This window comes from Bradyrhizobium sp. P2_E8 (assembly GCF_056403875.1).
This window is the reverse complement of record NZ_JBFUES010000826.1, coordinates 1-3,406: the sequence shown is the minus strand read 5'-3', so window position 1 is coordinate 3,406 and position 3,406 is coordinate 1. Positions and strand designations below refer to the sequence as shown.

At 67.5% G+C, this 3,406-nt stretch carries 4 protein-coding genes and 1 pseudogene; 3 read left to right on the top strand and 2 right to left on the bottom strand.

Annotated elements, in window-relative coordinates; genetic code table 11:
• The 3 genes and pseudogenes from AC1D00_RS32570 to AC1D00_RS32560 all read left to right on the top strand — a co-directional run.
• Positions 1 to 358 (top strand): annotated as a pseudogene (locus AC1D00_RS32570) (hypothetical protein); the annotation flags it as partial.
• A 110-nt stretch (positions 359 to 468) separates the two neighbouring features.
• Positions 469 to 1,065, top strand: coding sequence for a TetR/AcrR family transcriptional regulator (locus AC1D00_RS32565; RefSeq protein ID WP_477013491.1), 597 nt, complete (start codon positions 469 to 471; stop codon positions 1,063 to 1,065).
• Between the two features lie 11 nt (positions 1,066 to 1,076).
• Positions 1,077 to 1,544, top strand: coding sequence for a PaaI family thioesterase (locus AC1D00_RS32560; protein WP_011086851.1), 468 nt, complete (start codon positions 1,077 to 1,079; stop codon positions 1,542 to 1,544).
• Positions 1,545 to 1,665: 121 nt separating this feature from the next.
• Here AC1D00_RS32560 and rplI read toward each other — a convergent pair whose 3' ends face one another.
• Positions 1,666 to 2,271, bottom strand: coding sequence for a 50S ribosomal protein L9 (gene rplI / locus AC1D00_RS32555; RefSeq protein WP_477013490.1), 606 nt, complete (start codon positions 2,269 to 2,271; stop codon positions 1,666 to 1,668).
• Positions 2,272 to 2,321: 50 nt separating this feature from the next.
• Positions 2,322 to 3,299: a YybS family protein gene (locus AC1D00_RS32550; protein WP_477013489.1), complete on the bottom strand. Its 978-nt coding sequence runs from the start codon at positions 3,297 to 3,299 to the stop codon at positions 2,322 to 2,324.
• Positions 3,300 to 3,406: the final 107 nt, after the last annotated feature.

Below are 3,406 nucleotides of genomic sequence, written 5' to 3'. Positions count from 1 at the left end.
CAAGCCCGAGAGCGCCAAGGTCGAACCCGGTCGTGACGAGTCCAAGTCAGAGAAGGCGACTGAGAAACCCGTCGAGCCGAAGCCGGAGAGCGCCAAGGTCGAGCCGCGCGGCAGCGACGCTCCGGCGCTGCGGCCCGATCCGGTGCCGCAGGTGACGCCGGCCCCGCCGGCGGCCGCCACGAAGCCGGCCGAGCCGGTCGCGCCCAAGGCGGCGGAAGAGGCGGCTCCCAAGCCTGCCGCGCCGGCCGCAAGCTCCGAACCGGCGGCCAAGCCGCAGGAGGCGGCGCCGCCCGCGACCGCTGCGGCCCCGCCGCCGGCGGAGTCATCAGGACCGCCGGCGCCGCCGATTTCGCGCTAAGCCAACCCGCATTGTCAGATCGCGTTGCGAGGGCCGCGTTCATCGCGGCCTTCGTATCGTCTTGACCGCGATTAGAGCGCTACTCTAGAGTATTGCTCTAGGAGGCGTCGATGTCGGCAAGCGTGCGTGACGACCTGTTGGCGGCGGGGCTGTTCGTGTTCGACCGCGTCGGCTTCGAAGCTGCGACGGTGGCTGCGATCCGCGCCAAAGCGCACGCCTCCAACGGCAGCTTCTTTCATGTCTTCGGGTCGAAGAAGGAATTGGCCGGCGCGTTGTTTCTGGAGGTGCTGCGGCATTACCACGCCGCAGTGCTGGCCGCGCTCGATCCCGTGCCTGACGCCGAACAGGGCATCGATCGCCTGATCCGGGCGCATCTCGACTGGGTCCTCTCGAGCCGGCGCGAGGCCCGCTATCTCTTCGAGATCTCGCGCAGCGAATGGGGCGAGGACGTCCGCGACGCCCAGCGCGCACAGAATGCGCGCCTTGCCGAAGGCATCGAACGCTGGCGCGCGCCGCTGGTTGCCGGCGGCGAGCTCCTGCCGATGACGCCGGTGACGTTCATCAGCCAGCTCATCGGGCCGGCGCAGATCTTCTGCCGCGCGTTCCTGTCGGGGCGCGATCGTGCCGATCCGCGAAGCGAGGCCGACACGCTGGTCGCCTGCGCCATCCGCGCGCTGCGGCCGCCCGATCGCATTAACAAACAATAAGGAGAGACGTCATGCGAGCCGAAGCAGATCCGGAATTTGCGGCCGTAGCCGAGCGCATCCACGCCAATGTCGGCCGCCAGGGCTTCATGAACCTCGTTGGCGCCGAGCTCTCGGAATTGTCGCGCGGCACCTGCACCATCGCGGTGGAGCGCCGGCCGGAGCTGCTTCAGCAGCACGGCTTTTTCCACGGCGGCGTCACCGCCTTTCTGGTCGACAACGCCACGACGATCGCGGCCGCCACCTCGCGCGGCCAGCCGGCGCTGACGGCGGAATACAAGCTCAATTTGTTGTCGCCCGCTGTCGGCGAGAAGCTGATCTGCCGGGCAAGAGTGATCAAGCCGGGGCGCCAGGTCTCCGTGGTCGCAGCCGACGTGTTCTGTGTCAGCGACGGTGTCGAGAAGCATACCGCAACCGCGCTCGCCTCGATCGCGATGCTGAGCGAGGACGTCGCCGCCAAAACGAAAAGCCCGGCCGCTTGAAGCGACCGGGCTGATCCACTCTCTGTCGTCATTCCGGGGCTCGCGAAGCGAGAACCCTGGTGCGCAATTGCGCACCATAGTTCGATGCTTCGCATCGCCCCGGAATAACGAGCTGACGTATTTACTTCTCGGTCTCTTCCGCGGCCGGGGCCGGCTCGACGTCGTCGTGCTGGGCTTCCGGATCGAAGAACTCGCCGGCGGCGGCGATCGCCTCGGCGGCCGCATCGCGGTCCTCGTTGCGGGTCGAGATGTCCTCGCCGCGGTTGATGCGCTCGGCCTCGTCCTGGCTGCGCGCAACCGTGACGCTGATCTCGACCTCGACCTCGGGGTGAACGGCGACGGTGATGGTGTGCTTGCCGATGGTCTTGATCGGTGCGTCGAGCTGGACCTGCGGACGGGACAGCGCAACGCCGTCGGCTTCGAACGCCACGACGATGTCACGCACGTTGACCGAGCCGAACAGTTGGCCGGCTTCCGAGGCCTGGCGGATCACGATGATGTTCTTGCCCTGGATCTTCTCGGCGACCTTGGATGCCTCGCCCTTGGACGCAAGGTTGCGAGCCTCGAGATCGGCCTTCATGCCGTCGTACTTGGCGCGGTTGTCGGCGGTGGCGCGCAGCGCCTTGCCGCGCTTGAGCAGGAAATTGCGGGCATAGCCGTCGCGAACCTTCACGACTTCGCCCATCTGGCCGAGCTTGTTGACGCGTTCCAGCAAAATGACTTCCATATTCGTTCTCCTTTGAAGTGCTCTGTGAGTTCGGGGTTTCAGGGTTGGACTTAAGGGGTCGGCAGTGGCGGCGGCTGGCGGCTGCGCAGGAAGCGCTCGCGGAAGCCGAACACGGCATCCGCAAGGCCCAGGATCACCATCGCGATGACAGGCCATCCGAACACGACGACGACGGCGTAGGTCGAGCCGAGCCAGAACGTGCGGCTCTTCAGCGCGAGCGTCAGCGTGTGCAGCACGGCAAAGCCGGTCAGCGCATAGCTCATCATCAGCGCCGCCGTGGTGATCTGCGCGATGATCGCGAGCAGCCCGCCGGTGAAGCAGAAGGCGAGCGCGATGCAGAGCGCCACGAGCGTCATCGGCGGCAGCTCGGCCGTCATCAGATCCGGCCAGGGGCGGCGCAGCCGGCCCGACGTCGCCGTCACCTTGGCGCTGAGCCAGAGGTTGAGGGTCAGCGTCATCATTGCGACGATGGTGGCGGCGGCTGGCGCGATGCGCACCAGTGCGTCGACGAACTGGTCGGCTTCGCCGGAGGCTTGCGGATCCGTGGCGCGGAGGATGMGCATCAAGCCGCGCCGCAGCGTGCCCAGGATGGTGTCGGCGTCGGTGCCGAGCGTGAGCAGGGCGGCGATCGTGGTCAGTGTGGCGAAGCCCGCGATCCACAGCAGGATGCGGCCGACCGGATACCACTCGAGCTCGGGCTCGGCCGGCGGCTCGGTGGCGGCGTCCGGCGTGACGTGTCCCACCTGCCGGCTGAGCAGCACGAGATGGCCGAGCCACCAGGCCGGCAGCGCGACGGTGACGGCGAACGCGATGCAGTAGGGCAGGCCGAACAGGSCGCCGAGGCCGATCGCAGCGGCGATGCCGCCAAGGCTCGCGCAAAGCGGTCCCCAGCCGATCGCGGCGACCATCAGCGGCAGCGGTGCCAGATAGAACAGGACGAGCGAGATCAGCGCGCCCGAAACGATCGAGGCGAACATCAGGGCCGACGCGGCGCCGGCGATCAGGGCTATCAGTCCAAAGGCCATCATCAGCTGTCCCGCTCCCTTCGAGCGGTTAGAGGCATCTCGCCCCAACCATCGGCGACCGGACGACCCGGAAGCCTTATGAGTTAAGATAAGTCGCGGCCGGCGGTGAT